Below are 26,712 nucleotides of genomic sequence, written 5' to 3' on the forward strand. Positions count from 1 at the left end.
ACAGTGCAGGATCTCCAACAAGGCCCGTGTGCCGCGTCGCGACCTCCGTGACACGGCGTGAGTGGCGCGTCACGAGACGTAGAAAGTGATTCAGGGCAAAACGGGCCATTGGCCCCAGGAAACCAAGGGGTAAGGGGTGTCCCAGTCTTCATGATCGGGAGCGGAATGATGCCTTCAGTGGCGCAATGTCCGATTCCAACAAGGTCTCCACGAGCCTGAATTGACCCATTTGCCCGCTCCCTCGTGAGCAAACTCACATGAAGATCAAGGCCTCATCCGGGCTTTGGCCGGGAATTGGATGTTTAGCCTGACGCTTTACAGGGATGGCGAATCCGACAACCCGCGTCCACGACACGACGCCTCAACTGACAGGGCCCGAACAGCAGATGAAGACTGTGAAGTCGGCGATGTTCCACAACATAGCCAACCCCCGCCGCACCACCCTCGCGCACCTCACGGACGCCGAGGAGGTCCAGCCGGCCGCCGACCGCCCGGAGCACGCCGTCGAGCTGCCGACGCAGACGGCCAACCCCAAGCGCACGATCCTGATGGTCGCGCCGGAGGAATTCAGCCCGTCGGCGGTCTGAGCACCGCCCGCGGCCGCGGGCGATCGAGGGGGCGGCGAGGCCGCGGGGTCGCAGGAGGCTTGGCGGGACGCCACCGCGTTAGCCTGGGGTGTCAGATCACTCTCCTCCAGCAAAGGGCCACCGCTCCGTGCGCATCGCCAGGTTCTCCATCGACGGCAACGTCGCCTTCGGCGCGGTCGAGGGCGAGAGCCCTCCCGGAACGACCGATGGGCTCGTCCTCGACATCATCAAGGGCATTCCGTTCGCGGACTTCGAGCTCTCCGGCACGAAGGTCCCGCTGAGCAAGGTCAGGCTGCTGCCTCCGGTGCTCCCCAACAAGGTCGTGGGCATCGGCCGCAACTACGCGGACCACGCCGCGGAACTCGGCAACGAGGTCCCGGACGTCCCCGTCGCCTTCTTCAAGCCCTCCACCTCGGTGATCGGCCCCGGCGACGCCATCGCGTACCCCTCCTTCTCGCAGGAGCTGCACTACGAGGCCGAGCTGGCCGTGGTCATCGGCCGCATGTGCCGCGAGGTCCCGCGCGAGCGCGCCCGTGACGTCATCCTCGGCTACACCTGCGCCAACGACGTCACCGCGCGTGACGTGCAGCGGCGCGAGAACCAGTGGGCCAGGGCCAAGGGCTTCGACAGCTCCTGCCCGCTCGGCCCCTGGGTGGAGACCGAGCTCGACCCCTCCGACCTCACCATCCAGTGCACGGTCAACGGCGAACAGCGCCAGCTGGGGCGTACGGCCGAGATGGTCCGCTCCATCGAGGACCTGATCGTGCACATCTCCGAGGCCATGACGCTGCTCCCGGGCGACGTCATCCTCACGGGCACCCCGGCAGGGGTCGGCCCCCTCAACGTCGGCGACGAGGTCGCCGTCACCATCGAAGGCATCGGCACTCTCACCAACAAGGTGATCAAGCGTGGCTAACGCGACAAACGTCCGCGTACGTTTCTGTCCCTCGCCGACCGGCAACCCCCACGTGGGTCTGGTCCGCACCGCTCTCTTCAACTGGGCCTACGCCCGGCACAACGAGGGCGTCCTGGTCTTCCGCATCGAGGACACCGACGCGGCTCGCGACTCCGAGGAGTCGTACGAGCAGCTGCTCGACTCGATGCGCTGGCTGGGCTTCGACTGGGACGAGGGCCCCGAGGTCGGCGGCCCGCACGCGCCGTACCGCCAGTCGCAGCGCATGGACATCTACCAGGATGTCGCGCAGAAGCTCCTGGACGGCGGCCGCGCGTACTACTGCTACTGCTCCACGGAGGAGCTGGACGCCCGCCGCGAGGCCGCCCGCGCCGCCGGCAAGCCGTCCGGCTACGACGGCCACTGCCGCGACCTGACCGCCGAGCAGCGTGCCGCGTACGACACGGAGGGCCGCAAGCCCATCGTGCGGTTCCGCATGCCCGACGAGGCGATCACGTTCACGGACCTGGTCCGCGGCGAGATCACCGTCCAGCCGGAGAACCTCCCGGACTACGGCATCGTCCGCGCCAACGGAGCACCGCTCTACACCCTGGTGAACCCGGTCGACGACGCCCTGATGGAGATCACCCACGTCCTGCGCGGCGAGGACCTGCTCTCCTCGACCCCGCGGCAGATCGCCCTCTACAAGGCGCTGACCGACCTGGGCATCGCCAAGGAGGCCCCGGCCTTCGGCCACCTGCCGTACGTCATGGGCGAGGGCAACAAGAAGCTCTCCAAGCGTGACCCGCAGGCGTCCCTGAACCTCTACCGCGAGCGCGGCTTCCTCCCCGAGGGCCTGCTGAACTACCTGTCCCTCCTGGGCTGGTCGTTCTCCGCGGACCAGGACGTCTTCTCGATCCCCGACATGGTCGCCAAGTTCGACCTCGCGGACGTGAACGCCAACCCGGCCCGCTTCGACCTGAAGAAGGCCGAGGCGATCAACGCCGACCACATCCGCATGCTGGACGTGCAGGCGTTCGCGGCGGCCTGCGAGCCGTGGCTCAAGGCCCCGCACGCGAACTGGGCCCCCGAGGCCTTCGACCAGGCCGCCTGGGAGGCCATCGCCCCCCACGCCCAGACCCGCATCAAGGTGCTCTCCGAGATCACGGAGAACGTCGACTTCCTCTTCCTGGACGAGCCCGTCGAGGACGAGGCGTCCTGGACGAAGGCCATGGGCAAGGGCGACCCGGCCGCGCTCCTGACGACGGCCCGCGCCAAGCTCGACGCCGCCGACTGGACGTCCCCCGAGTCCCTCAAGGAGGCCGTCCTGGCCGCCGGCGAGGAGCACGGCCTGAAGCTCGGCAAGGCCCAGGCCCCGGTCCGCGTGGCCGTCACGGGCCGCACGGTCGGCCTGCCGCTCTTCGAGTCCCTGGAGATCCTGGGCAAGGAGAAGTCCCTGTCCCGCATCGACGCGACCCTGGCGAAGCTCGCCGCGTAGCCGCGAGTACGCCGACGAAGGACCCGGAAGCCACCACGGCTCCCGGGTCCTTCGCCTACCGTCGTAGGCATGCCGATCAAAGCCGTGGTCTGGGACGTGGACGACACGATCTTCGACTACGCGCACGCCGACACCACCGGTATGCACGCCCACCTCACCGCCGAAGGTCTCATCGAGCGGTACGAGACCGCCGAGCGTGCCCTCGCGCTGTGGAAAGAGGTCACCGAGCGCCACTGGGCACGCTTCAGCGCCGGCGGCATCGAGTTCGAGGCCCAGCGCCGTGACCGCGTACGCGACTTCCTGGACGCCGTCCTCACAGACCAGGAGGCGGACGCCTGGTTCGAGCGTTACCTCGGTCACTACGAATCCGCCTGGACCCTCTTCCCCGACACCGTCCCGGTCCTGGACGCCCTCGCCGACGACTACCGCCATGCCGTCCTCTCGAACTCCGCCCTGATGGTCCAGGACCGCAAGCTGCGCGTCCTCGGCGTGCGCGACCGCTTCGAGTCCGTCCTGTGCGCCGCCGAGCTGGGCGTCTCCAAGCCCGCGGCCGAGGCCTTCCTCGCGGTGTGCACGACGATGGGGCTCGCGCCCGAGGAAGTCGCCTACGTGGGGGACCAGCCGGAGATCGACGCGAGAGGCGCCCGGGACGCAGGTCTTCTCGGGATCTGGCTCGACCGCAACAGCGCGGCGCAGGAAGGCCCGTCGGGCGTGCACCGCATCACGCGTCTCACCGAGCTGCCGCCGCTGCTCCGCGGCGATACCCGTTTTGGAGCGCCGTCCACCTTCGGGTAATGTTCTTCCTGCGCCGCCCGAGAAGGCCGAAAGGTCCGACCAGGAAGCGCAAGTCGAGCAAAACTCCCGCAAGGGGTTGCGTATCGATGGCCTATGGTGTAATTGGCAGCACGACGGTTTCTGGTTCCGTTAGTCTAGGTTCGAGTCCTGGTAGGCCAGCTCGCAGAGCTTATCTGCAACGCCCCCGTTGTGTAGCGGCCTAGCACGCCGCCCTCTCAAGGCGGTAGCGCCGGTTCGAATCCGGTCGGGGGTACAGATCCTTCCCATGGAAGCAGTCCGGGTCGCACCCGCTGCAGCCGATGCAGGATCGCTAGGGCCCCCGTTGTGTAGCGGCCTAGCACGCCGCCCTCTCAAGGCGGTAGCGCCGGTTCGAATCCGGTCGGGGGTACGCAGGGTCTAGCTGGTCTAGACCACAGTGGGCTATGGTGTAATTGGCAACACGACGGTTTCTGGTTCCGTTGTTCTAGGTTCGAGTCCTGGTAGCCCAGCGCAGTACAGCAGGACAAGCTAGCCCCCGTTGTGTAGCGGCCTAGCACGCCGCCCTCTCAAGGCGGTAGCGCCGGTTCGAATCCGGTCGGGGGTACGCGAACGGCAAGGGGCCTTCCCGCAAGGGAGGGCCCCTTCGTCATTCCTCCGACGTTCCCGGTGCGTCCGAACCCTCTTGCCCGTAGCGGCGGTTGGACTCCTCGGCCTGGGCGAGCCTGCGCAGGCTCAGCAGGACCGGCTCGTACAGCACGGTGAGGGCGACCGCCGCCTCGAGCTGCTCGTCGGGCGACTCGTGACGCTCCACCAAGTCCAGGTCGGTGACGGCCAGTTGACCGGCGGAGTGCGCGTAGGGCGTCAAGTCCTCGACGGCGCACGGGTATCCGAGCCGGGTGAGCGTCGCCACCGCGGTCACGAGCATTCCGTACGCCGGCGACTCGGACCCGTAGCCCTGGCTGAACTGCCAGTCGAGCCGGTCGAGCAGAGCGGCCACCGTGTGGCGCGCCGCGTCCGTGGCCGGATCGCCGGCCACGGGCTCGGGGCCGTGGGGGAGTGCCCAGACCGCCGTGCCCAGACGGGAGTTGTGGTCCAGGGACGCGTCCTCCAGGGCGGTGAGCACGTCCCGCGCGGACGAGATCGGCACCCGCCCCACCTGGATGAGGGCCCGGACCAGCCGCAGCCGCTGCAGGTGCTTCTCGTCGTACTCGGCCTGGGTCGCGCTCACGCGGCGGCCCGGCGGGAGCAGGCCCTCGCGCAGGTAGTACTTGATCGTGGCCGTCGAGACCCTGCTGCGCGTGCTGAGCTCCGCCAGTCTCATCGGCTCGCCGCTCCTCTTTCCTCTTGCGCATCCACTTGGTGAGTGGCACTATCCAATCATGGATAGCGAAACTATCCAACGCTCTCTGAAGGGGGAACCATCGTGAGCACCAAGCCGATCGAAGGGCGCATGACCGCCGACGCGCAGGGCGGCGTCACCGTCTTCACCATCGGGATGCGCATCAACAACTTCCGTGCCGTGCGCAGCTGGTGGCCCGTCTTCCGGGCGATGCCGCGGATGCTCAAGGAGCTGTCCATGGACCGGGAGATCGACATGCTGGGCTATCAGCTGCTGTTCGGCGGGACGCGGCTGCTGTACGTCGTCCAGTACTGGGAGTCGCCGGAGAAGCTGCTCGCCTACGCGTCCGCGCAGGGCAAGGAGCACCGGCCCGCGTGGGCCGCCTTCAACCGGCGGGTGCGGGAGGGCAAGGGGAAGGTCGGCTTCTGGCACGAGACGTATGTCGTGCCCGCCGGTGCCCATGAGGCGGTGTACGTGAACATGCCGGAGTTCGGCCTGGGCCAGGCCATCGGCGTGGTGCCGGTCGGCCGCAGGGGCGACAGGGCCGCCGACCGTCTCAAGGCGGCGTGAGAAAACGGATGTGAGAACACGGTTGTGAGAACCGTGGGGGCGCAGAAAAAAGAACGCCCGAGGGGTCGCCGCGGCGTTGAGGCGGCCCCTCGGGCGTTCTGCGTGCTGTCTGTGCGTGATGCCGGGCCGGTCAGCCCGTGCGGCGCAGGGCCTCGGACAGGCGCCCGGCGGCGTCGATGATGGCCTGCGCGTGCATCCGGCCCGGGTGGCGGGTCAGGCGCTCGATCGGTCCGGAGACCGAGACGGCGGCGACCACGCGGTTCGAGGGGCCGCGCACCGGGGCGGAGACGGACGCGACGCCCGGCTCCCGCTCGCCGATCGACTGGGCCCAGCCCCGGCGGCGTACGCCCGAAAGAGCCGTGGCCGTGAAGCGGGCGCCCTGGAGGCCGCGGTGCAGGCGCTCCGGCTCCTCCCAGGCCATCAGGATCTGCGCGGACGAACCGGCCTTCATGGTGAGCGTCGAGCCGACCGGGACCGTGTCCCGCAGGCCCGAGAGGCGCTCGGCCGCGGCGACGCAGATGCGCATGTCGCCCTGGCGCCGATAGAGCTGCGCGCTCTCGCCCGTCACGTCACGCAGGTGCGTGAGGACCGGGCCCGCCGTGGCGAGCAGGCGGTCCTCGCCGGCCGCCGCCGCGAGTTCCGCGAGCCGCGGGCCGAGAATGAAACGGCCCTGCATGTCGCGCGCCACCATCCGGTGGTGTTCCAGTGCCACGGCGAGACGGTGTGCCGTGGGTCGTGCGAGTCCGGTGGCCGCGACCAGCCCCGCGAGGGTGGCCGGACCGGACTCCAGGGCGCTCAAGACGAGAGCCGCCTTGTCGAGAACGCCGACGCCGCTAGAGTTGTCCATGCGTCGATACTCGCGTCTCACTCTGTGAAACGCAAGTTCAATTTTCCATGGAACACGTCACCCTGTGAGTGCGATCCGCGGACCAACGGAAAGCGGCCCACGCGCGGCACGAGGGGTGCGGGCGTGGACGAACAATTCTCTAGTTGGGCCGGCACAACACAGCCGGTCGGAGGGAAAGCGATGGGTAGGACACTCGCGGAGAAGGTCTGGGACGACCACGTCGTCCGGCGCGCCGAAGGCGAGCCCGACCTCCTCTTCATCGATCTGCACCTGCTGCACGAGGTGACGAGCCCGCAGGCCTTCGACGGCCTTCGGCAGGCCGGCCGCCCGGTGCGGCGTCTCGACCTCACCATCGCCACCGAGGATCACAACACCCCGACCCTCGACATCGACAAGCCGATCGCGGACCCGGTCTCGCGCGCCCAGTTGGAGACGCTGCGCAAGAACTGCGCCGACTTCGGTGTGCGCCTGCACTCGCTGGGCGACGTCGAGCAGGGCGTCGTGCACGTCGTGGGCCCCCAGCTGGGCCTGACCCAGCCCGGCACCACCGTGGTCTGCGGCGACTCCCACACCTCCACGCACGGCGCGTTCGGCGCGCTGGCGTTCGGCATCGGCACCTCCCAGGTCGAGCACGTCCTGGCCACCCAGACGCTGCCGATGGCCCGCCCCAAGACCATGGCCATCACGGTCGACGGCGAACTGCCCGACACCGTCACGGCCAAGGACCTGATCCTCGCCGTCATCACCAAGATCGGCACCGGCGGCGGCCAGGGCTACGTCCTGGAGTACCGCGGCTCCGCCATCGAGAAACTCTCGATGGAAGCCCGCATGACCATCTGCAACATGTCGATCGAGGCCGGCGCCCGCGCGGGCATGATCGCCCCCGACGCGACCACCTTCGACTACATCAAGGGCCGCGACCACGCCCCGCAGGGCGAGGAGTGGGACGCGGCGGTCGCGTACTGGAAGACCCTGAAGACGGACGAGGACGCGGTCTTCGACGCCGAGGTCTACGTCGACGCCACCCAGCTCGCGCCGTTCGTCACCTGGGGCACCAACCCGGGCCAGGGCGCGCCGCTCTCGGCGAACGTCCCCGATCCTGCTTCGTACGAAGACGCCTCGGAGCGGTACGCCGCCGAAAAGGCCCTGGAGTACATGGGGTTGACCGCAGGGCAGGCGCTGCGCGACATCAAGGTCGACACCGTCTTCGTAGGTTCGTGCACCAACGGCCGTATCGAGGACCTGCGTGCGGCCGCCTCCATCGTCGAGGGCCGCAAAGTCGCCGACGGCGTACGGATGCTGGTCGTCCCGGGCTCGGTCCGGGTCGCCCTGCAGGCCATCGAGGAGGGCCTGGACAAGGTCTTCACCGCCGCGGGAGCCGAATGGCGGCACGCGGGCTGCTCGATGTGCCTGGGCATGAACCCCGACCAACTAGCCCCCGGCGAGCGCTCCGCGTCGACGTCCAACCGCAACTTCGAGGGCAGGCAGGGCAAGGGCGGCCGCACCCATCTGGTGTCGCCCCAGGTGGCCGCCGCCACCGCGGTCACGGGCCACCTCTCGTCGCCCGCCGACCTGACCGATGCCCCTGATGCCCCCGTCACCGCCGGAGTCTGAGAGCCATGGAAGCATTCACCACGCACACCGGCCGGGCCGTTCCGCTGCGCCGCAGCAACGTGGACACCGACCAGATCATCCCCGCCCACTGGCTGAAGAAGGTCACCCGGGACGGATTTGAGGACGGGCTCTTCGAGGCCTGGCGCAAGGACGGCGAGTTCGTCCTGAACCGCCCCGAACGCCAGGGCGCGACCGTCCTGGTCGCCGGTCCCGACTTCGGAACGGGCTCCTCGCGCGAGCACGCCGTCTGGGCGCTGCAGAACTTCGGCTTCAAGACGGTCATCTCCTCGCGCTTCGCCGACATCTTCCGCGGCAACTCGCTGAAGAACGGCCTGCTCACCGTGGTGCTCGACCAGCAGGTCGTGGACGCGCTGTGGGCCCTGACGGAGGCCGACCCGCAGGCCGAAATCACCGTTGACCTGCAGGATCGCCAGGTTCGCGCCGAGGGCGTCACCGCCGACTTCGAGCTCGACGAGAACGCCCGCTGGCGTCTCCTGAACGGTCTGGACGACATCAGCATCACGCTCCAGAACGAGCCGGACATCGCCGCGTACGAGTCGAAGCGCCCCTCGTACAAGCCGCGGACGGTGCAGGTCTGACACCCCCGCAACACCCTGGTGTACCCCCAATCGTGGACGGTTGGGGGTACATCTGTGTCTGCCCCCGGAGGGGTGTCCGCTGACCTGAACGGGTGGTCTCAACTCCCTTGATTCGGCAGGCAGAAGAGGCTTGAAATCCCCTTGTACTCGCATCGACCGGGTACCCTCAGGAGGGCGCCGGATGTGGGTAGTTACCCCCTGCGGAGGCGACAACTCGCCCCAGATGGCACAATCGGTGCATGGAACGTGACAGCCAACTCGAGCTCTACGGGCTTGTTGCGGACCAACTGAAGGAAGCGCACTCAAGGGTGCGTGCACTGCAAGTCCCGGAGGGCGTACGGATGGCGCTGACCCGGAAGCTGCTGGTCATTACGGCCGCGGCCAAACACGATCTCGCCGATGCGGCAAGGCGTCTGGAGCGATTGATGGAGTCCATCGACGAAGCCGACGAGGGCCGATTCCCCGAAGACGCTTGAGCCACAAGGCTCAAACGGCCCTTCGAGGAACCTTCGAGGAACTCATGGACAGCCGAGTTCGTTGCGGCACAAGGGTGATTAGCCCGTTTCGTGTTTGATTTGCGGTATATATCTGCCTAACGTGCGAAAAAGCCTGGCGAATACGCTCGGGCGAGGTCTCCGAAGGGGAAGACGTGAACAAGGCGCAGCTCGTAGAAGCGATTGCCGACAAGGTGGGTGGCCGTCAGCAGGCCGCCGACGCCGTGGACGCGGTTCTGGACGCAGTCGTCCGTGCCGTGGTCAGCGGAGACCGTGTTTCGGTCACCGGTTTCGGCTCGTTCGAGAAGGTTGACCGTCCGGCCCGTTACGCCCGCAACCCGCAGACCGGGGAGCGCGTTCGGGTCAAGAAGACCTCGGTTCCGCGTTTCCGCGCCGGACAGGGCTTCAAGGACCTGGTGAGCGGCTCGAAGAAGCTCCCGAAGAACGACGTCGCGGTCAAGAAGGCGCCCAAGGGCAGCCTTTCGGGCGGCAGCGCTTCGGCGACCGTGAAGAAGGCCGCGGCCAAGAAGGCCACCGCCAAGAAGGCGACGGCGAAGAAGGCCGCCACCGCCAAGAAGGCCACCGCCAAGAAGACGACGGCGACCGCCAAGAAGGCGGCCACCGCCAAGAAGGCGACGGCCAAGAAGACCACGGCGACCGCTAAGAAGGCGGCGACGGCCAAGAAGGCGACGGCCAAGAAGGCCGCTCCCGCCAAGAAGGCCACCGCCAAGAAGACCGCGCCGGCCAAGAAGGCCACCGCCAAGAAGGCGCCCGCCAAGAAGTCGACGGCGCGCAAGACCACCGCCAAGAAGGCGACCGCCCGCAAGAAGTAAGGGCACGAGGGCACTCACGCGCCGGGCCGGGCTCCCAACTGGGAGCCCGGCCCGCGGCGTGTCCGGGGCCCTGTGCGGGGCATGCGAGGGGCGCCGGGGCGCCCTGGGCTCAGAACGTCTGGAGCGTCACCAACGTGATGCGGCGCCGCTCGCCCTCTCCCTCGACCTCGATCCGCACCCGCTGGCCGGGCCTCAGCAGCCGCAGGCCACCCGCGTCGAACGCCGGGGGATCGAAGGGCACCGGGGTGCCGTCGTCGAGCAGCACGCTGCCGCTGCGGGTCTCGGGGTCGTACGTGTACGCGGTCGCCTGCATGGGGGAAGCGTACTCAGTCGGCGATCAGCAGCCGCGCGGCGGCCGCAGCCGTGCGCGGCCCGACGCCCAGCGCGAGAGCGGCCCGCAGATCGTCGCCGGTGTCCACGTCCTGGCGTACGGAATCCACGCCGTCGAGCGGAAGTTCCACCGCGCCGGAAGCGGCGTGCCGGGAACGGGACGCCGCGCCGAATGCGGGGCGCAATTCCGTGCCGGGCGCAGCGGACAGCAGTGTCGTGCCGATTCCTGCGGCATCCGAGAGGAATGAGCGGGGAAATTGGGCGGCGCCGTCGAGTACCCGGGCCAATTCCAGGGGGCGCAGTGCCGGGAGATCGGCATTCAGGGCCGCGACGGCCGTTTCGGGCCGCCCGGTGCGCACGGCCGCCGCGCCGTGCGCCAGAGCGGCGTTGAGGCCTCCCGCGGGCTCGTCCCGCACGATCCGGGCGCCCAGCAGGGCGAGCTCGCGCCCGGCGAGGCCGTCGTCCGTGACGACCACCACATCGCGTACCGCGGGGCAGGCCGTCACGGCGGCCACGGTGTCCTGGGCGAAGGCCAGGGCGAGGCCCGGCCGCAGGGTGTCGCCGGTGGTGGCGGTGAGCCTGCTCTTGGCGCGCTCCAGCGGTTTCAGGGGTATGACCAGGGTCCACTGCACGGGGGGCGGCTCCGTCCTTCGCGTCGGGCCCATTGTGACCTGCTGACCGGGGCGCCGGCGGGGCCGGGTTCCGGGATCGGAAGGGGCGGCGCATTGCGCCTCTTTGCCAGGGCGGTGGCGGGAGACGGGTGGGCGTACGGTGTTCTCGACAGACAGGCAGCCTGGGGCGACACTTGTGCGGCCGACCAGGTTCATGGAGGAAGGTGTCCGAGTGTCCCGCCGCAGAATCGGCTTCTGGTACCGCCTGGCGGCGGTCATCGCAAAACCGCCGCTGGTGGTTCTGTTCAAGCGGGACTGGCGTGGAATGGAACACATTCCGGCCGACGGTGGATTCATCACCGCGGTGAATCACAACTCGTATATCGACCCACTGTCGTACGCGCATTTTCAGTACAACACCGGACGAGTGCCCCGTTTCCTGGCAAAGGACGGCCTTTTCAAGGACGGGTTCGTCGGCAAGGTCATGAAGGGCACGGGCCAGATCCCGGTCTACCGCGAGACCACGAACGCGCTCGACGCCTTCCGTGCCGCGGTCGACGCGATCGAGCGCGGCGAGTGCGTGGCGTTCTACCCCGAGGGCACCCTCACCAGGGACCCCGAGATGTGGCCGATGACGGCCAAGTCCGGTGCCGCGCGGGTCGCCCTGCGGACCAAGTGCCCGGTGATCCCCGTCGCCCAGTGGGGCGCCAACCTCGCACTTCCCCCGTACAGCAAGAAGCTCAGCCTCTTTCCGCGCAAGAAGCTCCAGGTGCTCGCGGGCAGTCCGGTCGACCTCTCGCGCTTCTACGACAAGGAACCGAGCCCCGAGGTCCTGCGGGAGGTGACCGAGACCATCATGGCCGCGGTCACCGAACTCCTGGAGGAGATCCGGGGGGAGCAGGCCCCCGCGATCCCGTACGACCCGCGCAGGGCGCGCGCCGCCCAGCGACGCAGGGCGGCGGAGAACCGCACCGCTCGCAGCGTCACGCAGAACACCCCCAAGAACACCACGGAGGACAGCAAGTGACGAACCCGGTGAAGGCCGCCGTCTTCGGAACGGGCTCCTGGGGTACTGCCTTCGGCATGGTGCTCGCCGACGCGGGGTGCGACGTCACCTTGTGGGGCCGGCGCACCGAACTTGCCGACGCGGTCAACTCCTCGCGCAGGAACCCCGACTACCTCCCCGGTGTCGAACTCCCGGAGAACCTCAGGGCGACCACCGACCCGGCCCAGGCCGCGGCCGGCGCCGACTTCACCGTGCTCGCCGTGCCCTCGCAGACCCTGCGCGGCAACCTCGCCGAGTGGGCGCCGCTGCTCGCTCCCGACACCGTCCTCGTCTCCCTCATGAAGGGCGTCGAGCTCGGCTCCGCGATGCGGATGAGCGAGGTCATCGAAGACGTCACGAAGGTCGCCGCGGACCGCATCGCCGTCGTCACCGGGCCCAACCTCGCCCGCGAGATCGCCGCCAGGCAGCCCGCGGCCGCCGTGGTCGCCTGCCGCGACGAATCGATCGCGCAGCGCCTCCAGACCGCCTGCCACACGCCGTACTTCCGCCCGTACACGAACACGGACGTCGTCGGCTGCGAACTCGGCGGCGCCGTCAAGAACGTCATCGGCCTCGCCGTCGGCATCGCGGACGGCATGGGCCTGGGCGACAACGCCAAGGGCTCGCTCATCACGCGCGGCCTCGCCGAGACCACCCGGCTGGGCCTGGCGATGGGCGCGGACCCGCTGACCTTCTCCGGCCTCGCGGGCCTGGGCGACCTGGTGGCCACCTGCTCGTCGCCGCTGTCGCGCAACCACACCTTCGGCACCAACCTCGGCAAGGGCATGACGCTGGAGGAGACCATCGCGGTCACCAAGCAGACCGCCGAGGGCGTCAAGTCCTGCGAGTCGGTGCTCGATCTGGCCCGCAGGCACGGCGTCGACATGCCCATCACCGAGACGGTCGTGGGCATCGTGCACGAGGGCACGCCGCCGGTGGTCGCCCTCAAGGAACTGATGTCGCGCAGCGCCAAGCCCGAGCGCCGCTGACTGTTTTTTCCTCAGCGGGTACTCTCAAGCCGATATGAGCAGCGAGAACCTCCCCCAGAGCCCCAAGGCGCACCCCGAGCAGAGCTCTGAGCTGCCGCTCCGCAAGCCGCGTGTGGCCGTCGTGTTCGGCGGCCGCAGCTCGGAGCACGGCATCTCGGTCGTCACGGCGGGCGCCGTACTGCGTGCCATCGACCGCACCAAGTACGACGTCCTGCCCATCGGCATCACGACGGAGGGCCGCTGGGCCCTGACCGCCGACGATCCCGAGCGCATGTCCATCACCGACCGCCAGGTGCCCAACGTCGACGCGCTCGCCGAGTCGACCGACGGCGGCGTCGTGATGCCCCTGGACCCGGGCAATCGTGAGGTCGTCTACAGCGAGCCCGGCGCCGTGCCCAAGGCGCTCGGCGAGGTCGACGTCGTCTTCCCGGTGCTGCACGGTCCGTACGGCGAGGACGGCACGCTCCAGGGACTCCTCGAGCTCTCCGGAGTGCCCTATGTGGGCGCAGGAGTGCTCGCGTCGGCCGTCGGCCAGGACAAGGAGTACATGAAGCGCGTGTTCACCTCCTTCGGGCTGCCCGTCGGCCCGTACCTGGTGATCCGCCCGCGCGAGTGGGACCGCGACCAGCAGGCCGCCCGCAAGAAGATCGCGGGGTTCGCCGGCGAGCACGGCTGGCCGCTGTTCATCAAGCCCGCGCGTGGTGGCTCCTCGATGGGCATCACGAAGGTCGACTCCTTCGAAGGCCTCGACGAGGCGATCGAGGAGGCCCGCCGCCACGACCCCAAGATCCTGGTCGAGTCGCTCCTGCGCGGCCGCGAGATCGAGTGCGGGGTCCTGGAGTTCGAGGACGGGCCGCGCGCGAGCCTGCCCGCCGAGATCCCGCCGGTGCAGTCGCACGACTACTACGACTTCGAGGCGAAGTACATCGACTCAACGCCCGGGATCGTGCCCGCCCCGCTGACGCCCGAGCAGACCGCCGAGATCCAGCGGCTGGCCGTCGACGCATTCGAGGCCACGTCCTGCGAGGGCCTGGTGCGCGCGGACTTCTTCCTCACCGAGGACGGGCAGTTCGTCATCAACGAGATCAACACGATGCCCGGCTTCACGCCCATCTCGATGTACCCGAAGATGTGGGAGGCGAGCGGCGTCAGCTACCCCGAGCTGGTGGACCGCCTCGTCCAGGCGGCCCTCAACCGGTCGACGGGGCTGCGCTAGCACCCTGTAACCGGAGCACCCGTACACAGGGAGCACCCCGTACAGGCGCTATGCGATCCCCTTCGGGATGGCCTTCTTGACGGGGGCGGCGAAGTCCGTCAGCGGGCTCACGCCGCTCCCCGCGCGCTCCTTGGGCAGCGTGACCTCCACGTACGCCTTGCGCAGCGTGGAGGTGAAGCGGAACGAGCCGTCGTCCTGCTCATCGAGCAGCCAGTTGACGCCGTCCGCGGTGACGCCGTCCGCCTCGGGGTTGTTCATCTCGGTCGGTCTCGCGACACCGCAGCGCAGTATGATCGCCGGGTCTCCCCACCCGGCGGTCAGCTCGGACTTCGGCTCGGGATCAGCGCGCCCCAGACCGTCCACCTTCTTCGGCAGTTGCTTGTCCAGGTTCCGGCACAGTTCGGTGACCTTGCTGTCCGGGGTGGGAACCGCAGCCTCGGCCGCTTCGTCTGCTGAGGAGCAGCCCGCTGACGCGATCAGGAGTGCGAATGCGGGGGCCGAGACGAGGCAGCGACGCCGGCGACGGGAAATCTTCACCGGCCAAGGGTAGACGGGGGCTAGAGGTGCACGACGGGGCAGGTCAGGGTCCGGGTGATGCCGTCCACTTGCTGGACCTTGGCGACCACCATGCGGCCGAGTTCGTCCACCGTGTCCGCCTGCGCGCGCACGATGACATCGTAGGGACCGGTCACGTCCTCGGCCTGGATCACTCCCGGGATCTTGGCGATCAGCTCGGCGACGGTCGACGCTTTGCCGACCTCGGTCTGGATCAGGATGTACGCCTGTACCACGGAACCTCCAGGGCGGCCACGAGGATCATGTGGGGAGAAGGGACGCCACGGTACCGCGTCGCCGCTTCCAGCGGGGAGACCCGGGGGAGCTGTGGCGCGCACATCGCGGTGGACGGGCAACAGAAGTTGACGGTCATACCGACCGTACCTATGACAGTGAAGGCTCGCGACCGCAAGCCGAGCAGCGTGAAAGGGCATGGTGAGTCCCGGTGAAGGGAACCGTCGGCGAGTTGGGGGAGTTCGGGCTCATCAGGGAACTCACCTCTCGGCTCACCACCACCCCGGCCGTCCGGCTCGGCCCCGGCGATGACGCCGCCGTCGTGTCGGCCCCCGACCGCAGGGTCGTGGCCAGCACCGACATCCTTCTGGAGGGGCGGCACTTCCGCCGCGACTGGTCCACCGCGTACGACGTGGGCCGCAAGGCCGCTGCGCAGAACCTCGCGGACATCGCCGCCATGGGCGCCGTACCGACCGCTCTGCTCCTCGGCCTGGTCGTGCCCGCCGAACTCCCCGCCAGCTGGCCCACCGAGCTCATGGACGGCCTGCGGGACGAATGCCAGGTCGCGGGAGCGGCCGTCGTGGGCGGCGATGTCGTACGCGGCGACACGATCACCGTCGCGATCACCGCGCTCGGCGATCTGCGCAACCACGAACCGGTCACCCGCGCGGGCGCCCAGACCGGCGATGTCGTCGCCGTCACGGGCTGGTTGGGCTGGTCCGCAGCCGGGCACGCGGTGCTCTCGCGCGGCTTCCGCTCGCCCCGCGCCTTCGTGGAGGCCCACCGCAGGCCCGAACCGCCGTACCACGCGGGCCCCGCGGCCGCCGGCCTCGGCGCGACCTCGATGACGGACGTGAGCGACGGGCTCATCGCCGACCTCGGCCACATCGCCGAGTCGAGCAAGGTGCGCATCGACATCCGCTCCGGAGACGTCGACGTGCCCTCCCAGATGAACGACATCGGCCAGGCCGTCGGCGTCGACCCGCTCCAGTGGGTGCTCAACGGCGGCGAGGACCACGCGATCGTCGCGACGTTTCCCGCGGACGTGAAGCTGCCCGCCCGCTGGAAGGTCATCGGCGAGGTCCTCAACCCCTCGGCCCTGCCGCAGGTGACGGTCGACGGGGCGCCCTGGACCAGCAAGGGCTGGGACCACTTCGGCGACAACGGAGAGCTCGACGGATGACACCGGCGCCCGCGTCCTGACCGTCGCCGTCGTCGCCGCCGCCGTCGTCGTCGTCGCCGCCGCCGTCGTCGCCGTCGTCGTCGCCGCCGTCGTCGTCGCCGCCGCCGTCGTCGCCGTCGTCGTCGCCGCCGTCGCCGTCGCCGTCGCCGGCTCCGACTCCGGCGGTGGCGCGGGCCTCCGGGCCGACGTGAAGACGATGCTCGCGCTCGGCACGCACGGCAACTGCGTCGTCACGGCCGGCATGCAGGCGTCGGCCGAACTGGTCGAGACGATCGCCGAGTTGATCGCGGGCACGGACAGTCCCCATAGGCAGGGCATACAAAAGAGACGGTCCCCCGAGGGGGACCGTCTCTTTTAGCAACCAGCTAGGTGGCCGCGCAGTGGGGCATCCCCTGCTCATTAAGAGCTTGGGGAATTGCGTCAGCGCGAGACCTTGCCGGCCTTGATGCACGAGGTGCAGGCGTTGAGCCGCTTCGGCGTCCCGCTGACCACGGCACGAACGCGCTGGATGTTCGGGTTCCAGCGACGGGACGTACGGCGGTGAGAGTGCGAGATGTTGTTGCCGAAGCTCGGCCCCTTGCCGCAGACGTCGCAGTTGGCAGCCACGGGTCACTCCAAGACTTCAGATGCACTTACGGTTAATCCCGGCATGCCGGGATCAGTGCAATGATCGTGGGTGGCGTTGCCAGGAGGAATGTCCCGATGGGTATCGGGCAACCGGAGCAGCATACAACGACTGCTTCGATAGAACGAAACTACCATGTCTCGCCCCGGCCCCGCCCCGGGCCCTTCGCCCGTCCCGGTCTACGCTGCGTCCAGTCCGGATGCCTTTAGGAGGCGAGCAGGTGCCGCAGAACCTCGACGCCGTCGCGGTGCGCGCCTGGTGCGGCCTCGCCCTGGACGCCCTGGGAAGGGCCCGCGAGGAGATCGACGCGATCAACGTCTATCCGGTCGCGGACGGGGACACCGGAACCAACCTCTATCTGACCGTGGAATCGGCGGCCCAGGCGGTCGACGCGGTCTTCACCGGACTCGAGCCGACCCGGCCCGCCCTGGCCGAGGCCGTGCGGGCGATGGCGCACGGCGCGCTGATCGGGGCCCGCGGCAACTCGGGCACGATCCTCTCGCAGCTGCTGCGGGGGATGGCGCAGGTGCTCGGCGCCGACCGTGACTCGGATCACGCCGACGGCCGAGAGCTCGCGCTCGCACTGCGGCAGGCCGCGGAGTCCGCCTACCAAGCGGTCGCGCATCCCGTCGAGGGCACGGTCCTGACGGTGGCCGCCGCCGCGGCCGACGCCGCCTCCGGTGCCGACGGCGACTGCGGGGCGGTGGCGCGGGCCGCGTACGACGGTGCGTGCCGGGCGCTGGACGCGACGCCGGAGCAGCTCGCGGTGCTCGGGCGCGCGGGAGTGGTGGACGCCGGCGGACGTGGGCTCGTGGCGGTGCTCGGGGCGCTGGTGGGAGCCCTTTCGGGCGGGACGGTGCTCCCGAAGACGGCCTCCCCGCACCTGAGGACGACCCCTTCGGGCGGCCACGCGCGCGTGGAGCCCACCGAGTGCCAGGAGCCCCCGGCCGACCCCACAAACGCCACGGCCCCCGCCTTCGAGGTCATCTACCTCCTGGAGGCCGACGACACGGCCGTCGCGCGGCTGCGGACACGGCTCGACGGACTCGGTGATTCGCTCGTCGTCGTCGGCGGCGACGGCCTGTGGAACGTCCACGTCCATGTGGACGACGCCGGTGCCGCCGTCGAGGCGGGCGTCGAGGCCGGACGGCCGCACCGCATCCGCATCACCCACTTCGGGGTGGGGGACGCGCACACCGCGGGCGTCACGCCGCCGCCCCGGGAACGGGCGCAGCGCGCGATCGTCGCCGTCGTGCCGGGGGAGGGCCTCGCCGGTCTCTACACCGAGGCCGGGGCGACGACCGTGCCCACGCGCCCCGGGGAGCCGCCCGCCAGCGGGGAGCTCGTCGAGGCGATCCGGCGGGCCCACGCGCGCGAGGTGGTGCTCCTGCCGAACGACGCCGAACTGCGTCACACCGCTGCCGCGGCCGCGGAGCAGGCCCGCACCGAAGGCGTGCGGGTCGCGCTGATCCCCACCCGGTCCGCGGTCCAGGGCATCGCGGCGCTCGCCGTGCACGAGCCGGACCGCCGCTTCGACGAGGACGTCGTCGCGATGACCTCCGCGGCCGGCGCGACCCGGTACGCCGAACTGGCCGTCGCCGAGCGGCAGTCGTGGACCATGGCGGGCATCTGCCAGGCCGGTGACGTCCTCGGCCTGATCGACGGCGACGTGGCGGTGATCGGCGACGACACCACGCGCACCGCACGGTCCGTCCTCGACCGGATGCTGGCCGCGGGCGGCGAGATGGTCACGCTGGTGCTCGGCGACGACGTGCCGGACAGCCTCGGCGAGGAGCTGGAGAAGCACGTGCGCGAGATGCATCTGGCGGTCGACACCGTGGTCTACCGAGGCGGCCGCCAGTCGGCCCTGCTGCTGATCGGCGTGGAGTAGCCGACGCTCGCGACCATCCTGACCAGCGGATTTCACGGACGTACGCCGAATTGTCAGTGGCGTGGTGTGCAATGGATCTCGTGCCCGCGCTCGAAGAACCCCTGAAGAAAGTGGTCGGTCCCGCCACCGCGAAGGTGATGGCCGAGCACCTGGACCTGCACACCGTCGGTGACCTGCTGCACCACTATCCGCGCAGGTACGCGGAGCGTGGCGAGCTCACCCGCCTCGCCGACCTGCCCCTCGACGAGCACGTCACGGTGGTCGCCCAGGTCGCGACGGCGCGCATCCTGACGTTCAACGGCGGCAGGGGCCAGCGCCTCGAAGTGACGATCACCGACGGCAGCGGCCAGCTCCAGCTGGTCTTCTTCGGCCGCGGCATCCACAAGCCGCACAAGGACCTGCTGCCCGGCACGCGCGCGATGTTCGCGGGCAAGGCGTCCGTCTTCAACCGCAAGATGCAGCTCGCCCACCCCGCGTACGAACTCCTGAAGGGCGAGGCCGACGAAGCGGTCGACTCCTGGGCGGGCGCCCTCATCCCGATCTATCCGGCCACCGCCAAGCTGGAGTCCTGGAAGATCGCCAAGTCCGTGGACGCGGTCCTGCCCAGCGCCCAGGAGGCCGTCGACCCGCTGCCGCCGAGCCTGCGCGACGGCCGGGGGCTGATCCCGCTCCCCGAGGCGCTCCTGAAGATCCACCGCCCGCACACCAAGGCGGACATCGCATCCGCCCGCGACCGCCTGAAGTGGGACGAGGCCTTCGTCCTCCAGGTGGCCCTGGCCCGCCGGAGGTACGCGGACGCGCAACTGCCCGCGATCGCCCGCCGCCCCCGCGACGGCGGCCTGCTCGACGCCTTCGACGCCAAACTGCCCTTCACCCTCACCGAGGGCCAGGAAAAGGTCTCCAAGGAGATCTTCGACGACCTGGCGACCGAACACCCGATGCACCGGCTCCTCCAGGGGGAGGTGGGCAGTGGGAAGACGATGGTGGCCCTGCGCGCCATGCTCGCCGTCGTGGACGCGGGCGGGCAGGCCGCCATGCTCGCGCCGACCGAAGTCCTCGCCCAGCAGCATCACCGCTCGATCACCGAGATGATGGGCGAGCTCGCCGAGGGCGGCATGCTCGGCGGCTCGGACCAGGGCACCAAGGTCACGCTGCTGACCGGCTCCATGGGGGTGGCGGGACGGCGGCAGGCGCTGCTCGACCTGGTCACCGGCGAGGCCGGGATCGTCATCGGCACGCACGCGCTGATCGAGGACAAGGTCCAGTTCCACGACCTGGGCCTGGTCGTCGTCGACGAACAGCACCGCTTCGGGGTCGAGCAGCGCGATGCCCTGCGCGGCAAGGGCAAGCAGCCCCCGCACCTCCTCGTCATGACGGCCACGCCCATTCCGCGCACGGTCGCGATGACGGTCTTCGGCGACCTGGAGACCTCGGTCCTGGACCAGCTCCCCGCGGGCCGTTCGCCGATCGCCACCCATGTCGTGCCGGCCGAGGACAAGCCCCACTTCCTGGCGCGCGCGTGGGAGCGCGTGCGCGAGGAGGTCGAGAACGGCCATCAGGCGTACGTGGTGTGCCCCCGGATCGGCGACGACATCGACGAGGCCGCCGATCCGAAGAAGGCCAAGAAGAAGGCCGAGGAGGAGGCCACCGCCGAGAAGCGGCCCCCGCTCGCCGTCGTCGAGGTCGCCGAGCAGCTCGCCCGCGGCCCGCTGAGCGGCCTCAAGGTCGAGATCCTGCACGGCCGCATGCAGCCCGACGACAAGGACGCGGTGATGCGCCGCTTCGCCGCGGGCGAGACCCAGGTCCTGGTCGCGACGACGGTCATCGAGGTCGGCGTGAACGTCCCGAACGCCACCGCCATGGTGATCATGGACGCGGACCGCTTCGGCGTATCGCAGCTGCACCAGCTGCGCGGCCGCGTCGGCCGTGGCTCGGCCCCGGGCCTCTGCCTCCTGGTCACCGACATGCCCGAGGCGAGCCCCGCCCGCGCCCGCCTCGGAGCCGTGGCCGCCACGCTCGACGGCTTCGAGCTCTCCCGGATCGACCTGGAGCAGCGCCGCGAGGGCGACGTCCTCGGCCAGGCGCAGTCCGGTGTCCGCTCCAGCCTGCGCATGCTCGCCGTCATCGAGGACGAGGAGATCATCGCCGAGGCCCGCGAGGAGGCCGTCGCGGTGGTCTCCGCCGACCCGGACCTGGAGCGCCTGCCCGAGCTGCGCACGGCCCTGGACGCCCTCCTGGACGACGAGCGCGAGCAGTACCTCGACAAGGGCTGACAGGCAGGAGCGGCGCCGGGGCTGAGAGACTGAGGGCGGATCTTCCCGCACGATCGTTCACCGACAAGGACTCAGATGACCCGCGTGATCGCCGGTGTGGCCGGCGGACGTCGCCTCGCCGTCCCGCCCGGGACCGGCACCCGGCCCACGACCGACCGCGCACGCGAGGGCCTGTTCTCCACCTGGCAGGCCCTCCAGGGAACGCTGGACGGCGCGCGCGTCCTGGACCTGTACGCCGGGTCCGGAGCCATCGGCCTCGAAGCGCTCTCGCGCGGCGCGGGCCACGCCCTGCTCGTCGAGGCCGACGCCCGCGCGGTGCGCACCGTCAGGGAGAACGTGAAGTCCATCGGCCTGCCCGGCGCCGAGGTCAGGGCGGGCAAAGCGGCCCAGATCGTCCAGGGCGGCGCCCCCACGGACCCGTACGACCTGGTCTTCCTCGACCCTCCGTACGTCGTCACCGATGACGATCTTCGCGAGATTCTGCTCACACTCCGCGCGGGGGGCTGGCTCACCGACGATGCGCTCGTCACCGTTGAACGCAGTACCAGAGGCGGAGAATTCAGCTGGCCCGACGGCTTCGAAGCACTGAGGTCCCGTCGCTACGGCGAAGGCACGTTTTGGTACGGTCGCGCCGCCTCTACGTGCGACGACTCAGTGATCGCGCCATGACCGGACCGGAGAGCGAGGGACTTCAGTTGCGCCGCGCCGTCTGTCCGGGGTCATTCGACCCCATCACCAATGGACACCTCGACATCATCGCCCGCGCCTCCAGGCTGTACGACGTGGTGCACGTCGCGGTGATGATCAACCAGTCGAAGAAGGGCCTGTTCACCGTCGACGAGCGGATCGAGCTGATCCGCGAGGTGACGGCCGACTTCGGGAACGTCGAGGTCGAGTCCTTCCACGGCCTTCTCGTCGATTTCTGCAAGCAGCGCGACATCCCGGCCATCGTCAAGGGTCTGCGCGCGGTCAGCGATTTCGACTACGAACTGCAGATGGCCCAGATGAACAACGGCCTCTCGGGCGTCGAGACCCTGTTCGTGCCGACCAACCCCACCTACAGCTTCCTCTCCTCCTCGTTGGTCAAGGAGGTCGCCGCCTGGGGCGGTGACGTCGCCCACCTGCTGCCGCCGGTGGTCCACGAGGCGTTGGTGGAGCGCATCGGCAAGAAGTGACGGCCTGACAGTCCGTCACCCGGTGTCGGACGGAAGCCGACTGGCCTTACAGTCGTGCCGTCCGTCTCCAATCAGCTGTAGAGAGTGGCGAGCACACGGTGGACGTGCAGAAGAAGATCGACGAGATCGTCGAGGCGGTCGGCAGCGCCCGGTCCATGCCCATGTCGGCCTCGTGCGTGGTCAACCGCGCCGATCTGCTGTCGATGCTCGAAGAGGTGCGCCAGGCGCTGCCCGGTTCCCTCGCCCAGGCGCAGGAGCTCATCGGCGGCCGAGAGCAGCTGGTCGAGCAGGCCCGCCAGGAGGCGGACCGGATCATCGAGAGCGCACACGCCGAGCGCGGTTCGCTGATCTCCGACACGGAGGTCGCCCGCAACTCCCAGGGCGAGGCCGCACGCATCCTCGCCGAGGCGCGGCAGGCCGCAGACGAGGTCCGTGTCGAGGCCGACGACTACGTGGACAGCAAGCTCGCCAACTTCGAGGTCGTCCTCACCAAGACCCTCGGCTCGGTCGGCCGCGGCCGCGAGAAGCTCCTCGGCACCGGCCCCGGTCTCGACGAGCAGGGTTACGAGGACGAGGACGCCCCGCAGCGCAGCCTGGACCCCGAGACGCTGCGCCGGGACGCGGACGCATACGTCGACGCCAAGCTCGGCGCCTTCGAGGCGGTCCTGGCCAAGACCCTGGAGGCGGTCGGCCGCGGTCGCCAGACCCTGCACGGCCGCGCGCCCGCCGACGACCTCGCGGGCCTCGCCGAGGGCCTCGGATCCCAGGCGCACACCACGGACGCCGAGTACCTCGCGGGCCTCACCGACCCGACGGCTTCCACGGCACCCGCGGCACCCGCAGTCCCCGCGCCGGCGGCCCCGCAGCCGCCCCAGGCGCCCCCGCAGATCCCCGTGCAGCAGCCCTACGCCCCGCCCCAGCAGGAGCCGGATCCGTACGCGTACCAGCAGCAGGACCAGTACGCCTACCAGCAGCAGTACGCCCAGCAGGACCCGTACGGCTATCAGCAGCAGGATCCCTACGGCTACCCGCAGCAGGGGTACGACCAGACCCAGCAACAGCAGGGGTACGGGGATCCGCAGCAGCAGCAGCCCGCCCCCGGGGTGCTCGACGAGACCAGTCTCTTCGACACCGGCATGATCACCGCGGAGCAGCTGCGCCAGTACGAACAGGGCCGCTGACCCCTGCTCCCGGGGCGGTCAGGGACCGGATTGGGCCGAGAGCGAATGGTCCAGTATCCTGGCTCTTCGGTCGCGCGTACGTCCGCGATCCAGGCTGCCCGGCTAGTGAGCCAAGCTCACGACGGGGGCGGCCCTCCTTGAACTTCCAGGATTCGAAAGCAGGAAAAGCCCTGAGTGCTCGCCTTGACCACCGAAACCCTCTCGTGTTCGACACGCATGAGCTGGGTCGGCGTCCCGGTGCGCTGCAGCGGCTGACCCGTTCCGTCGAGGCCCCCGGTTCTCCGGGTGTCCTCGGCATCGAAGGGGTTATCGGAGTGCCGGAAGGCGCGCCGGTCGAGCTGGAGATCCGTCTTGAGTCGGTCATGGAAGGGGTGCTTGTCACAGGCACCGCCCGTGCGTCGGCCGAGGGGGAGTGCGTAAGGTGTCTGGAGCCGCTGAAGCTTGAGGTGGAAGCGGACTTCCAGGAGATGTTCTCGTACCCTGACGCCGACGACCGGGGCCGCACCGCGGAACCGGCCGGCGGCGCCGAGGAATCCGCAGAGGATGAGGACAGGCTCTATCTCGAGGACGGCTTGTTCGACCTCGAGCCTGTGCTGCGTGACGCGGTAGTGCTCGCACTGCCGATGCAGCCGGTGTGCCGGGACGACTGTCCGGGCCTGTGTTCCCAGTGCGGAGCACGGCTCGCGGACGACCCGGAGCATCACCACGACGTCGCCGACATCCGTTGGGCGGCACTGCAGGGACTCGCCGGGACCATCCAGGACGGCGAGAAGGACGACGTGAGCGGCGCCGAAGCCGGCGTCGACGAGAAGCAGGAGAAGTAGCCGTGGCTGTTCCGAAGCGGAAGATGTCGCGCAGCAACACGCGCCACCGCCGGTCGCAGTGGAAGGCTGCGGTCCCCACTCTGGTTTCGTGTGAGCGTTGCCAGGAGCCGAAGCTGCAGCACATCGCGTGCCCGAGCTGCGGCACGTACAACAAGCGCCAGGTCCTCGAGGTCTGAGCGGCTGGTGAGAGGCACCGTGTCTAGCCACAAAATGGCGGATGACGCCAAGGCGGAAAACGCCAAGAAGCAGGCGGAAAACACGGCCTCGTCCCACACGCTTTTGGAAGGGCGGCTCGGGTACAAACTCGAGTCCGCCCTTCTGGTGCGTGCGCTGACCCACCGTTCGTACGCGTACGAGAACGGCGGTCTGCCGACGAATGAACGGCTCGAGTTCCTCGGGGACTCGGTGCTGGGACTCGTCGTCACGGACACGCTTTATCGCACCCACCCCGACCTGCCCGAAGGCCAGCTGGCCAAATTGCGGGCCGCGGTGGTCAATTCGCGTGCGCTGGCGGAGGTCAGTCGAGGCCTCGAACTCGGCTCCTTCATCCGGCTCGGCCGGGGCGAAGAGGGTACGGGTGGCCGGGACAAGGCATCCATCCTCGCCGACACCCTTGAAGCGGTGATCGGTGCGGTCTATCTGGACCAGGGTCTGGACGCGGCGGGCGAGCTGGTGCACCGGCTCTTCGACCCGTTGATCGAAAAGTCCTCGAACCTGGGTGCGGGCCTGGACTGGAAAACCAGCCTCCAGGAGCTCACCGCCACCGAGAGCCTCGGCGTTCCCGAGTATCTCGTCACGGAGAGCGGCCCGGACCACGAGAAGACCTTTACTGCTGCCGCCCGCGTCGGAGGCGTCTCGTACGGCACCGGCACCGGCCGCAGCAAGAAGGAAGCGGAGCAGCAGGCCGCTGAGTCCGCGTGGCGCGAGATTCGCGCTGCCGCGGACGAGCGGATCAAGGCGGCGGAAGTCGCCGCCGCGGCTCCCGCTGCCGCGGGGGTTGACGGAGTCTCCGAGGCTCCGTCTGCCTGACAGCGCTTTACTGTTGGTGCCGGTCGCCCTTTGGGTGGCCGGCACCAGCTTTTTTGCCGCTTCGCGGCGTTTTTTCCCGCCCACCCACCCGTTTGCCCCGGAGTGAATCCCCATGCCCGAGCTGCCCGAAGTTGAAGTCGTCCGGCGTGGGCTCGAGCGGTGGGTGGCCCATCGCACCGTCGCCGATGTCGAGGTCCTGCATCCGCGCGCCGTGCGGCGGCACATCGCGGGCGGCGACGACTTCGGGCTCCGCCTCAAGGGCCACCGCGTCGGTACGGCGATGCGGCGCGGGAAATATCTCTGGCTGCCCGTCGAGGACAGCGGCACCTCGATCCTCGCCCACCTCGGCATGAGCGGGCAGCTGCTCGTCCAGCCCCAGGAGGCACCCGACGAGAAGCACCTGCGGATCCGGGTCCGCTTCGCCGACGCCCTCGGCACCGAGCTGCGCTTCGTCGACCAGCGCACCTTCGGCGGACTCTCGCTGCACGCGAATACCCCGGACGGGCTGCCGGACGTCATCGCGCACATCGCGCGCGACCCGCTGGACGAGGAGTTCGACGACGCGGCCTTCCACGCCGCGCTGCGCCGACGCCGTACGACGATCAAACGCGCCCTGCTCGACCAGTCGTTGATCAGCGGGGTCGGCAACATCTACGCGGACGAGGCCCTTTGGCGGGCGAAGCTGCACTACGAACGGCCCACCGCCACGTTCACGCGCCCGCGCACGGCCCAACTCCTGGGCCACGTACGGGACGTGATGAACGCGGCCCTCGCCGTCGGCGGCACCAGCTTCGACAGTCTGTACGTGAACGTGAACGGCGAGTCCGGGTACTTCGAGCGCTCGCTCGACGCCTATGGACGTGAGGACGAGCCGTGCCGCCGCTGCGGTACGCCGATGCGCCGGCGCCCCTGGATGAACCGCTCCAGCTACTTCTGCCCGCGCTGTCAGCGACCGCCGGCCGCCACGCTGTCGTAGCGTTCGCGTGCTTCGAGCACGCCGTCCATCCTGCCCTCCACGAAGTGGATGAGGTTCATCAGGCGGTCGGAGACCTCCCGCCCCAGCGGGGTGAGCCGATACTCCACGCGCGGCGGGTTGGTGGGCTGCGCCTCGCGGTGGACCAGGCCGTCGCGCTCAAGGGCGTGCAGGGTCTGGGACAGCATCTTCTCGCTCACGCCGTCGACCCGGCGGCGCAGTTCGTTGAAACGGAACGTGCCGTCGTGCAGCGCGCCCAGGGTGAGCGCGCCCCAGCGTCCGGTGACGTGCTCCAGGGTGCCGCGCGAGGGGCACTGCTTGGAGAACACGTCGTACGCCAAATCCTGGGCGCCTTCGGGACACGCCACGTCAGGGGTGTCCTCGGCCTGAGCGGTGGAATCCATGCGGACAGCATACTCCTGGACAGCGCTAACTGCTGGGTTGCACTAACTAGAAGTTAGTGCTTTCCTTCAGTCACTGCTCGGGCAGTCATCGCCCGGAGTCCGTCCGGCCTGTCCCGCTGCCGTCCTG

30 protein-coding genes, 5 tRNA genes and 1 pseudogene are annotated in these 26,712 nt (G+C 69.5%); 28 read left to right on the forward strand and 8 right to left on the reverse strand.

Annotation, left to right across the window (positions count from 1 at the left end):
* Positions 1–386: 386 nt before the first annotated feature.
* From ACIGXX_RS27870 to ACIGXX_RS27910, 9 genes are all read left to right on the forward strand, one after another.
* Positions 387–587 (forward strand): hypothetical protein, encoded by a 201-nt coding sequence (locus ACIGXX_RS27870; RefSeq protein ID WP_351165701.1) that lies wholly within the window; start codon positions 387–389, stop codon positions 585–587.
* Positions 588–714: 127 nt separating this feature from the next.
* Positions 715–1,503: a fumarylacetoacetate hydrolase family protein gene (locus ACIGXX_RS27875; protein ID WP_351165304.1), complete on the forward strand. Its 789-nt coding sequence runs from the start codon at positions 715–717 to the stop codon at positions 1,501–1,503.
* Positions 1,496–2,977 carry a glutamate--tRNA ligase gene (gene gltX / locus ACIGXX_RS27880; protein ID WP_351165307.1) on the forward strand — a complete coding sequence of 494 codons (1,482 nt, stop codon included), beginning with the start codon at positions 1,496–1,498 and terminating at the stop codon, positions 2,975–2,977. The genes ACIGXX_RS27875 and gltX overlap by 8 nt, the downstream gene beginning before the upstream one ends.
* 69 nt (positions 2,978–3,046) lie before the next feature.
* Positions 3,047–3,772, forward strand: coding sequence for an HAD family hydrolase (locus ACIGXX_RS27885; RefSeq protein ID WP_361465378.1), 726 nt, complete (start codon positions 3,047–3,049; stop codon positions 3,770–3,772).
* 87 nt (positions 3,773–3,859) lie between these two features.
* Positions 3,860–3,931, forward strand: a tRNA-Gln gene (locus tag ACIGXX_RS27890).
* Between the two features lie 21 nt (positions 3,932–3,952).
* Positions 3,953–4,025: transfer RNA gene (locus ACIGXX_RS27895), tRNA-Glu, on the forward strand.
* A gap of 62 nt (positions 4,026–4,087) precedes the next feature.
* Positions 4,088–4,160, forward strand: a tRNA-Glu gene (locus ACIGXX_RS27900).
* 28 nt (positions 4,161–4,188) lie between these two features.
* A tRNA-Gln gene (locus tag ACIGXX_RS27905) sits at positions 4,189–4,260 on the forward strand.
* A gap of 22 nt (positions 4,261–4,282) precedes the next feature.
* Positions 4,283–4,355 (forward strand) — tRNA-Glu (locus tag ACIGXX_RS27910).
* Positions 4,356–4,397: 42 nt separating this feature from the next.
* Here the strand turns inward: ACIGXX_RS27910 and ACIGXX_RS27915 are convergent.
* The gene (locus ACIGXX_RS27915; RefSeq protein WP_399979701.1) at positions 4,398–5,072 is read right to left on the reverse strand and encodes a MerR family transcriptional regulator; all 675 of its coding nucleotides are present in this window, start codon (positions 5,070–5,072) and stop codon (positions 4,398–4,400) included.
* A 129-nt stretch (positions 5,073–5,201) separates the two neighbouring features.
* Here ACIGXX_RS27915 and ACIGXX_RS27920 point away from each other — a divergent pair, with 129 nt between their 5' ends.
* Positions 5,202–5,660: a DUF4188 domain-containing protein gene (locus ACIGXX_RS27920; RefSeq protein ID WP_399979949.1), complete on the forward strand. Its 459-nt coding sequence runs from the start codon at positions 5,202–5,204 to the stop codon at positions 5,658–5,660.
* 130 nt (positions 5,661–5,790) lie between these two features.
* Here ACIGXX_RS27920 and ndgR read toward each other — a convergent pair whose 3' ends face one another.
* Positions 5,791–6,507, reverse strand: coding sequence for an IclR family transcriptional regulator NdgR (gene ndgR, locus ACIGXX_RS27925; RefSeq protein ID WP_053137572.1), 717 nt, complete (start codon positions 6,505–6,507; stop codon positions 5,791–5,793).
* 180 nt (positions 6,508–6,687) lie between these two features.
* Between ndgR and leuC the strand changes: the two genes are divergently transcribed.
* The 4 genes from leuC to ACIGXX_RS27945 all read left to right on the forward strand — a co-directional run bounded on the left by leuC (position 6,688) and on the right by ACIGXX_RS27945 (position 10,047).
* Positions 6,688–8,121 carry a 3-isopropylmalate dehydratase large subunit gene (gene leuC / locus ACIGXX_RS27930; RefSeq protein WP_351165314.1) on the forward strand — a complete coding sequence of 478 codons (1,434 nt, stop codon included), beginning with the start codon at positions 6,688–6,690 and terminating at the stop codon, positions 8,119–8,121.
* A 5-nt stretch (positions 8,122–8,126) separates the two neighbouring features.
* A complete protein-coding gene (leuD, locus tag ACIGXX_RS27935) occupies positions 8,127–8,720 on the forward strand; it encodes a 3-isopropylmalate dehydratase small subunit (RefSeq protein WP_351165316.1) in 594 nt (197 codons plus the stop codon).
* A 239-nt stretch (positions 8,721–8,959) separates the two neighbouring features.
* The gene (locus ACIGXX_RS27940) at positions 8,960–9,196 is read left to right on the forward strand and encodes a hypothetical protein (RefSeq protein ID WP_249587526.1); all 237 of its coding nucleotides are present in this window, start codon (positions 8,960–8,962) and stop codon (positions 9,194–9,196) included.
* Positions 9,197–9,369: 173 nt separating this feature from the next.
* Positions 9,370–10,047, forward strand: a complete 678-nt coding sequence (locus tag ACIGXX_RS27945; protein WP_361465374.1) for an HU family DNA-binding protein — start codon at positions 9,370–9,372, stop codon at positions 10,045–10,047.
* A 109-nt stretch (positions 10,048–10,156) separates the two neighbouring features.
* On the opposite strand, the gene ACIGXX_RS27950 is transcribed toward ACIGXX_RS27945, so the two are convergent.
* Together ACIGXX_RS27950 and cofC are read right to left on the reverse strand one after the other, a co-directional pair.
* Positions 10,157–10,360, reverse strand: coding sequence for a hypothetical protein (locus ACIGXX_RS27950; RefSeq protein ID WP_351165320.1), 204 nt, complete (start codon positions 10,358–10,360; stop codon positions 10,157–10,159).
* Positions 10,361–10,373: 13 nt separating this feature from the next.
* Positions 10,374–11,009: a 2-phospho-L-lactate guanylyltransferase gene (gene cofC, locus ACIGXX_RS27955; RefSeq protein ID WP_351165323.1), complete on the reverse strand. Its 636-nt coding sequence runs from the start codon at positions 11,007–11,009 to the stop codon at positions 10,374–10,376.
* A 211-nt stretch (positions 11,010–11,220) separates the two neighbouring features.
* On the opposite strand from cofC, the gene ACIGXX_RS27960 reads away from it, so the two are divergent.
* The 3 genes from ACIGXX_RS27960 to ACIGXX_RS27970 are packed head-to-tail and all read left to right on the forward strand — an operon-like array spanning position 11,221 to position 14,238.
* A complete protein-coding gene (locus ACIGXX_RS27960) occupies positions 11,221–12,015 on the forward strand; it encodes a lysophospholipid acyltransferase family protein (RefSeq protein WP_351165325.1) in 795 nt (264 codons plus the stop codon).
* Positions 12,012–13,022 carry an NAD(P)H-dependent glycerol-3-phosphate dehydrogenase gene (locus tag ACIGXX_RS27965; RefSeq protein ID WP_351165327.1) on the forward strand — a complete coding sequence of 337 codons (1,011 nt, stop codon included), beginning with the start codon at positions 12,012–12,014 and terminating at the stop codon, positions 13,020–13,022. The genes ACIGXX_RS27960 and ACIGXX_RS27965 overlap by 4 nt, the downstream gene beginning before the upstream one ends.
* A gap of 34 nt (positions 13,023–13,056) precedes the next feature.
* Positions 13,057–14,238 (forward strand): D-alanine--D-alanine ligase family protein, encoded by a 1,182-nt coding sequence (locus ACIGXX_RS27970; protein ID WP_366461472.1) that lies wholly within the window; start codon positions 13,057–13,059, stop codon positions 14,236–14,238.
* A gap of 48 nt (positions 14,239–14,286) precedes the next feature.
* Here ACIGXX_RS27970 and ACIGXX_RS27975 read toward each other — a convergent pair whose 3' ends face one another.
* Positions 14,287–14,769 (reverse strand): DUF3515 domain-containing protein, encoded by a 483-nt coding sequence (locus tag ACIGXX_RS27975; RefSeq protein ID WP_383823126.1) that lies wholly within the window; start codon positions 14,767–14,769, stop codon positions 14,287–14,289.
* A 26-nt stretch (positions 14,770–14,795) separates the two neighbouring features.
* Positions 14,796–15,029: an Lrp/AsnC ligand binding domain-containing protein gene (locus tag ACIGXX_RS27980; RefSeq protein WP_351165332.1), complete on the reverse strand. Its 234-nt coding sequence runs from the start codon at positions 15,027–15,029 to the stop codon at positions 14,796–14,798.
* Positions 15,030–15,238: 209 nt separating this feature from the next.
* Between ACIGXX_RS27980 and ACIGXX_RS27985 the strand changes: the two genes are divergently transcribed.
* Positions 15,239–16,210 carry a thiamine-phosphate kinase gene (locus ACIGXX_RS27985; RefSeq protein WP_351165334.1) on the forward strand — a complete coding sequence of 324 codons (972 nt, stop codon included), beginning with the start codon at positions 15,239–15,241 and terminating at the stop codon, positions 16,208–16,210.
* A 118-nt stretch (positions 16,211–16,328) separates the two neighbouring features.
* Positions 16,329–16,514: pseudogene (locus tag ACIGXX_RS27990) on the forward strand (bifunctional hydroxymethylpyrimidine kinase/phosphomethylpyrimidine kinase); the annotation flags it as partial.
* Between the two features lie 116 nt (positions 16,515–16,630).
* Here the strand turns inward: ACIGXX_RS27990 and rpmB are convergent.
* Positions 16,631–16,816 (reverse strand): 50S ribosomal protein L28, encoded by a 186-nt coding sequence (gene rpmB / locus ACIGXX_RS27995; RefSeq protein ID WP_160507429.1) that lies wholly within the window; start codon positions 16,814–16,816, stop codon positions 16,631–16,633.
* A gap of 218 nt (positions 16,817–17,034) precedes the next feature.
* On the opposite strand from rpmB, the gene ACIGXX_RS28000 reads away from it, so the two are divergent.
* The 9 genes from ACIGXX_RS28000 to mutM all read left to right on the forward strand — a co-directional run bounded on the left by ACIGXX_RS28000 (position 17,035) and on the right by mutM (position 26,184).
* Positions 17,035–18,726 carry a DAK2 domain-containing protein gene (locus tag ACIGXX_RS28000; RefSeq protein WP_361465365.1) on the forward strand — a complete coding sequence of 564 codons (1,692 nt, stop codon included), beginning with the start codon at positions 17,035–17,037 and terminating at the stop codon, positions 18,724–18,726.
* A 71-nt stretch (positions 18,727–18,797) separates the two neighbouring features.
* The gene (gene recG, locus ACIGXX_RS28005) at positions 18,798–20,999 is read left to right on the forward strand and encodes an ATP-dependent DNA helicase RecG (RefSeq protein ID WP_351165338.1); all 2,202 of its coding nucleotides are present in this window, start codon (positions 18,798–18,800) and stop codon (positions 20,997–20,999) included.
* A 75-nt stretch (positions 21,000–21,074) separates the two neighbouring features.
* Complete coding sequence (gene rsmD, locus ACIGXX_RS28010) at positions 21,075–21,668, forward strand: 16S rRNA (guanine(966)-N(2))-methyltransferase RsmD (protein WP_351165340.1); 594 nt, start codon at positions 21,075–21,077, stop codon at positions 21,666–21,668.
* 26 nt (positions 21,669–21,694) lie between these two features.
* Complete coding sequence (gene coaD, locus ACIGXX_RS28015) at positions 21,695–22,174, forward strand: pantetheine-phosphate adenylyltransferase (RefSeq protein ID WP_351165707.1); 480 nt, start codon at positions 21,695–21,697, stop codon at positions 22,172–22,174.
* Between the two features lie 98 nt (positions 22,175–22,272).
* Complete coding sequence (locus ACIGXX_RS28020) at positions 22,273–23,355, forward strand: cell division initiation protein (protein WP_399979714.1); 1,083 nt, start codon at positions 22,273–22,275, stop codon at positions 23,353–23,355.
* A 137-nt stretch (positions 23,356–23,492) separates the two neighbouring features.
* A complete protein-coding gene (locus ACIGXX_RS28025; protein WP_351165344.1) occupies positions 23,493–24,179 on the forward strand; it encodes a DUF177 domain-containing protein in 687 nt (228 codons plus the stop codon).
* 2 nt (positions 24,180–24,181) lie between these two features.
* Entirely contained in the window at positions 24,182–24,355 is a 174-nt protein-coding gene (gene rpmF / locus ACIGXX_RS28030; protein ID WP_003965982.1) for a 50S ribosomal protein L32, read from the forward strand.
* A gap of 7 nt (positions 24,356–24,362) precedes the next feature.
* Positions 24,363–25,208, forward strand: a complete 846-nt coding sequence (gene rnc / locus ACIGXX_RS28035; protein ID WP_351165346.1) for a ribonuclease III — start codon at positions 24,363–24,365, stop codon at positions 25,206–25,208.
* A 112-nt stretch (positions 25,209–25,320) separates the two neighbouring features.
* Positions 25,321–26,184, forward strand: coding sequence for a bifunctional DNA-formamidopyrimidine glycosylase/DNA-(apurinic or apyrimidinic site) lyase (gene mutM, locus ACIGXX_RS28040; RefSeq protein WP_361465360.1), 864 nt, complete (start codon positions 25,321–25,323; stop codon positions 26,182–26,184).
* Here the strand turns inward: mutM and ACIGXX_RS28045 are convergent.
* A complete protein-coding gene (locus tag ACIGXX_RS28045) occupies positions 26,154–26,585 on the reverse strand; it encodes a helix-turn-helix domain-containing protein (protein WP_351165351.1) in 432 nt (143 codons plus the stop codon). The two genes, mutM and ACIGXX_RS28045, sit on opposite strands and share 31 nt — an antisense overlap.
* Between the last annotated feature and the right edge of the window lie 127 nt (positions 26,586–26,712).

The organism is Streptomyces sp. NPDC055243 (assembly GCF_044544025.1).
Taxonomy (GTDB): domain Bacteria; phylum Actinomycetota; class Actinomycetes; order Streptomycetales; family Streptomycetaceae; genus Streptomyces.

Excerpts from the sequence above, each read along its gene's own strand:
- mutM (WP_361465360.1), top strand. The coding sequence starts at position 25,321 with ATGCCCGAGCTGCCCGAAGTTGAAGTCGTCCGGCGTGGGCTCGAGCGG.
- leuC (WP_351165314.1), top strand. The coding sequence starts at position 6,688 with ATGGGTAGGACACTCGCGGAGAAGGTCTGGGACGACCACGTCGTCCGG.
- ACIGXX_RS28045 (WP_351165351.1), bottom strand. The coding sequence starts at position 26,585 with ATGGATTCCACCGCTCAGGCCGAGGACACCCCTGACGTGGCGTGTCCC.
- ACIGXX_RS27970 (WP_366461472.1), top strand. The coding sequence starts at position 13,057 with ATGAGCAGCGAGAACCTCCCCCAGAGCCCCAAGGCGCACCCCGAGCAG.
- ACIGXX_RS28000 (WP_361465365.1), top strand. The coding sequence starts at position 17,035 with ATGCCTTTAGGAGGCGAGCAGGTGCCGCAGAACCTCGACGCCGTCGCG.
- ACIGXX_RS27885 (WP_361465378.1), top strand. The coding sequence starts at position 3,047 with ATGCCGATCAAAGCCGTGGTCTGGGACGTGGACGACACGATCTTCGAC.
- ACIGXX_RS27915 (WP_399979701.1), bottom strand. The coding sequence starts at position 5,072 with ATGAGACTGGCGGAGCTCAGCACGCGCAGCAGGGTCTCGACGGCCACG.
- recG (WP_351165338.1), top strand. The coding sequence starts at position 18,798 with ATGGATCTCGTGCCCGCGCTCGAAGAACCCCTGAAGAAAGTGGTCGGT.
- ACIGXX_RS27940 (WP_249587526.1), top strand. The coding sequence starts at position 8,960 with ATGGAACGTGACAGCCAACTCGAGCTCTACGGGCTTGTTGCGGACCAA.
- ACIGXX_RS27950 (WP_351165320.1), bottom strand. The coding sequence starts at position 10,360 with ATGCAGGCGACCGCGTACACGTACGACCCCGAGACCCGCAGCGGCAGC.
- leuD (WP_351165316.1), top strand. The coding sequence starts at position 8,127 with ATGGAAGCATTCACCACGCACACCGGCCGGGCCGTTCCGCTGCGCCGC.
- ACIGXX_RS27920 (WP_399979949.1), top strand. The coding sequence starts at position 5,202 with ATGACCGCCGACGCGCAGGGCGGCGTCACCGTCTTCACCATCGGGATG.
- ACIGXX_RS27870 (WP_351165701.1), top strand. The coding sequence starts at position 387 with ATGAAGACTGTGAAGTCGGCGATGTTCCACAACATAGCCAACCCCCGC.
- rsmD (WP_351165340.1), top strand. The coding sequence starts at position 21,075 with ATGACCCGCGTGATCGCCGGTGTGGCCGGCGGACGTCGCCTCGCCGTC.
- ndgR (WP_053137572.1), bottom strand. The coding sequence starts at position 6,507 with ATGGACAACTCTAGCGGCGTCGGCGTTCTCGACAAGGCGGCTCTCGTC.